Genomic DNA, 4,414 nt, shown 5'->3' on the forward strand with positions numbered 1-4,414 from the left:
AGGGATTTTATTACCGGACAAAAGCTATCTGGGGTAGACCAATGGCTTTCCTTGCTTGGTCCATTGGCAAGGGGTGCCTCAATGTTTAAGCAAACCGCAAATTTAGCTAATACCATAAACAAAACAAAGGATGCCATTTCAAAGCTTAATACCTATTCTGGCTACCTTAAAAACCCAGAGCAAGCCTTTTTGGCAGGTTTAAACCTTGGAAAAAGATATGACCTTGGTCCTTTAAGTAGCCTGACAAATAAGGCAGGTTCTCTCTACAATAGCCTCATTGAGAATAAGTATTACAAATTTGGCACAGCCCTGACAGGACAGGATGTCTGGGGAAATAAGCTTACTTGGGAAGAAAGGCTTGCTGGACTAAAGAGCTACCAGAGGAATTCTGACTGGAACAATAAGTTTGGGGATGTGATTGAGGGGATAATCTGGAAGAAGAATATAAACCTGCCCAAGATAGACCTGCCGAAGGTAAATCTGCCTGGGCTGGATTTGGGGGATATTGACTTTAAGACAATGGGATTAGAAGGAATAGCAAACTATGCAATAAATCTGGGAGCAAAGACACCTGGTGGAATAGGCGGGGTATTGGATAAGCTATGGGATAGCCTGAAGGATATATTTGAGAAAGAAGGGATTGAGCGTTCACAGATAGAGAATAGGATAGGGGAAAGATTCAAAGACCAGGAGATTGCAACAAAGGAGCTTTACGATGCCCTTCATCCCCAAATAGCTAGCCCCAATCCCATTATCCCTCCCATTGATTATCAACAGCTTACCGATGCGATGTTAAAGACAGCCTATGTAGGTGGTGAATTAAAGATAGAGGGTAATAATTTAAAGGTAAGCTTTCCCAATAGCCTAAATCCAGGACAAAGCACAGCCACATTTCTTGGCCAAAACACAGCTGAGGGTTTATTAAAATTCTGGAAAGAGGAGTTTCTCAAAGTAGCAGATATGGGAATAAGCTTGGTTGGGCTTGTTCCATCTCCTGTAAAGATAGGTAGTGATATATATGATGTACTCAGCGCTATTAAAGGCGAAGGTCTGGCAGGAAAGCTCTCACCATTAGAAAGACTAGCTATTGCCCTTCCAATAATAGGAACTGGCCATATAAAGCTTGTCCAAACAATAAAACAAGGATTTAAGGGTTCTCTGGAGCTTTACCATAAAATTACAGGTGGACTTCAGGATATTGGAAGAAGGTTGGGCAAGGGCGATGAGATTACTGGAATTAGAGGAAGTGTGGTTACTGGAAGAAAATATAAAACAGGTAGGCCATTTAATGCAGATAGTGATATTGATTTCTTCATTGTGAGTGATAAGTTGATTGAGAAGTATGGGCTATCAAAAGAAGGAGGAAAGGCTCTTCTGGAGTTAAATCCAAAGAAAGAAAATATAGAAAGATTAAAAAACCTTAATAAGATACCAGAGCTTAAGAAATGGGTAGAGGAATCACAGAATGTATTAGGAAGAAAAAGTCCAATAGCTATCTGGGAAAATAAAGCCTTTAAGGAAAAAGTAATATCCCATCCCCATATTATTTATAAAAAGTGAGGTGAATTTATAATGTTAGCAGGTTGTCATTTGGTTTCATTAATAACCCCTGATGAAATGGCTTGCCTTCTAAGAGATATGCTCTTTCCCAGCTTTCAGATTCAAAAAAAATATAGTGACAACGACGATACAGGAGAGTCTTGGACTATAAGAAAAGATATTACTTGTCCTCCAGCAATCGGCGAGAGTGGAGCTGGCAATGAGATAAGTTTATTTAATGACATTTTCCCTAAAGGATGCCATAATATTGGATGGCTTCTTTCTCCACTTTCTTCCTCTGAATTAGAAGAACAACTAAAATTAGAAAAACCACTATATAGATTAATAACCAACCAAGACATAGATTATCTCTATAAGCTTGCATCTTTATTAAACACAGAGCTTCTCTTTGAGGACGAAGAGCATTATAATAAAGCCATAGATTATAAGGAATCTATAATCGTTGCTACGATAAACCCTGAGTATAAAGAGGGCAAGAATATTCCAAAGATGTTATTTTCAAGAAGGAATCTGCCAATTGAGGTTAGGAAAAATAGGCTGGCTTTAGAATTTTATTGGTATTATAAAGATAAAGAAAAAATTGAGGAGTTCAAAAAAAAATGGGGCGACCTCTGGCTAAGAACATTTAAAGAACCATTTAATCCCCGTAAGGCAAAGAAGATGCTAAAGGAGGCAAGGTTAAGGAATAGTAAAGAAGAGGAAGAAATAGAAAAGATATTAATGGAGGAATGCCGTGACCCAGACCCTGAATACGGAGAAGGGGTATTCAAAATAAACTACAAAAGGCTCTTTGAAAAACTTGGCTTTAAATATTGGTATCAAACCGAAGAATGACAAAGGAAGAAATATTTATCTCAGTGGATATTGAATCATCAGGGCCTATTCCTGGAGAATACAGTATGCTTTCACTAGGAGCTTGTGTAGTGGGAGAAACAGAAAAGGGCTTCTACATTGAGCTAAAACCCTTGAATGACAACTACATTCAAGGGGCAATTGATGCTTGCCATTTAAATATGGAGACTTTAAAAACAAAGGGTGCTGAGCCAAATAAAGCAATGAAAGACTTTGAGCAATGGATTCAAAGGGTTAGTCAAGAAAAAAGACCTGTTTTTGTTGCCTTTAATGCCACATTTGATTGGATGTTTGTTTGCTATTATTTTCATCGCTTCTTAGGACATAATCCATTTGGGATTAGTGGTCTTGATCTGAAGGCTTATTATATGGGAATGACCCATTGTTCCTGGAGTGAAACAACGAAAAGAAGGATTGACAAAAGATTCCTTTCTCCTTCCAAACATACCCACAATGCCCTTGATGATGCTATTGAGCAGGCTAATATTTTTGAGAAATTCTTAAACTACAAAAATCAGAAGAATAACCTATGTTTAAGCAAACCGCAAACCTCGCCAGGACAATAAATAGACTAAGGTTTTTTGATATAGAGGCAATCCCATCAATTACTTTTTCATATGAGCCTTATCAAGAAAACACAGAATACAGAACAGAGAATACAGAAGATACCCTTTCCTTGGAAGGAAACTTTATAAAATTCAATGATTATGTATTCTATGTAATGAATGGAAGAAAGAGGCTTATTCCCAAAGATAGCCTTGATGCATACCTTCCTAAAGAAAAGCAGGCTGAGATTGAAAATGTCTCTTCTGAAAGATTAACCAAGCTTCCTACTGGCGATGTCCTTCCTGAGATAAAATACCCTGATGGCACATTGATAAAGTATGGAGGAGACTATTTCCTTATCTTCTCCGGAACAAAGCATCTTATTGATTCAGGAACAATGCAGATATTTAGCTTAAAGCCTAACGATGCAAAAAGCATTTCTGATAGTGAATTTCTTTCTATTCCTACCAGTGATCCCCTTAGGGCAAGGGTGGTAAGAAATGAAAGCCTGGGAGACTTCCTTATCCTTGGCTTGGAAAGAAGGTTTATTCCAACCCTTGACACAACCAATTTCTACCTTAATCTTCTTGGTCAAAGAAGCGTAGAACAAATATCCACCGAAGAGCTACAAACCTATGTGCCAAAGGATGCCCTAGAAAAAATAGAGCCACCACCACCCCCTCCCCAGCCAAAGAAGAAGAAATGGTATCAGAAGGTCTGGTCAGCAGTAAGTGGGATTGTCTCAACCGTTGTCCGTGGTCTTCCTGGGATTGGCCAAATCTATACCTTTGCCACAGCAATTGCGGGCAGGGATTTTATAACAGGCCAGAAGCTATCTGGTGCAGACCGATGGCTTTCCCTGCTTGGTCCTTTAGCCAGGGGTGCCTCAATGTTTAGGCAAACCTGATAAGCCTTGAGCAAAGGCTTTTTATGAAGCTTTTTTCAAAAGATTTTCCTTGTTTTTTCTTTTTATAGAGATATAGAATATTAAGGTAAGAGATAGAAAGGAGGCAAAATGAAATTTGCTGTAGAGGAAGAAAAATTATACGAGGTAGTTGAAAAAGCCGTAAACAAGGCTATGGAGGAGAATCTAAAGAGGTTGAAGTTAGAGCTAATTCCCTATGTAGATGATGGTGAGATGGAAGAGATAAGAGAGATATTTAAAGAACCCAAAAAATATAAATATCAAGAATTTGTAAAACTGGATTTGTAATGTATAGATATGAATTTAGCCGAGAAAGCCTTAAGGTATTGGAAAGGTTAGATTCTAAAATCCAGGAATTGCTAAAGAAAAAGATAAAAAACATAGAAAATTGGTTAGAAAACAAGGATTTCTTGTATGCGGATATAAGGAGGTTAAAAGGAGAATGGGAAGGGTTTTACCGGTTAAGGATAGGAAGAATAAGGGTAATCTTTACGGTAAATGCTAAAGATGAGCTTATAAAAATTCACGCCA

6 protein-coding genes are annotated in these 4,414 nt (G+C 38.1%); all 6 read left to right on the forward strand.

Annotated features, from left to right (window positions below):
• Positions 1-1,560: hypothetical protein (locus AB1630_10710; protein ID MEW6104261.1), on the forward strand; the 1,560-nt coding region annotated here is incomplete at its 5' end.
• 12 nt (positions 1,561-1,572) lie between these two features.
• Positions 1,573-2,394, forward strand: a complete 822-nt coding sequence (locus tag AB1630_10715; GenBank protein ID MEW6104262.1) for a hypothetical protein — start codon at positions 1,573-1,575, stop codon at positions 2,392-2,394.
• Positions 2,391-2,978 carry a 3'-5' exonuclease gene (locus AB1630_10720; GenBank protein ID MEW6104263.1) on the forward strand — a complete coding sequence of 196 codons (588 nt, stop codon included), beginning with the start codon at positions 2,391-2,393 and terminating at the stop codon, positions 2,976-2,978. The genes AB1630_10715 and AB1630_10720 overlap by 4 nt, the downstream gene beginning before the upstream one ends.
• Complete coding sequence (locus tag AB1630_10725) at positions 2,942-3,865, forward strand: pre-toxin TG domain-containing protein (GenBank protein ID MEW6104264.1); 924 nt, start codon at positions 2,942-2,944, stop codon at positions 3,863-3,865. The genes AB1630_10720 and AB1630_10725 overlap by 37 nt, the downstream gene beginning before the upstream one ends.
• 108 nt (positions 3,866-3,973) lie before the next feature.
• Positions 3,974-4,171 (forward strand): hypothetical protein, encoded by a 198-nt coding sequence (locus tag AB1630_10730; GenBank protein MEW6104265.1) that lies wholly within the window; start codon positions 3,974-3,976, stop codon positions 4,169-4,171.
• On the forward strand, positions 4,171-4,414 hold a 244-nt coding region (locus AB1630_10735; protein ID MEW6104266.1), incomplete at its 3' end, for a type II toxin-antitoxin system RelE/ParE family toxin. The genes AB1630_10730 and AB1630_10735, both read left to right, overlap by 1 nt.

The sequence above is a fragment of the bacterium genome, assembly GCA_040753555.1.
In the GTDB taxonomy this organism is placed as follows: domain Bacteria; phylum UBA9089; class UBA9088; order UBA9088; family UBA9088; genus JBFLYE01.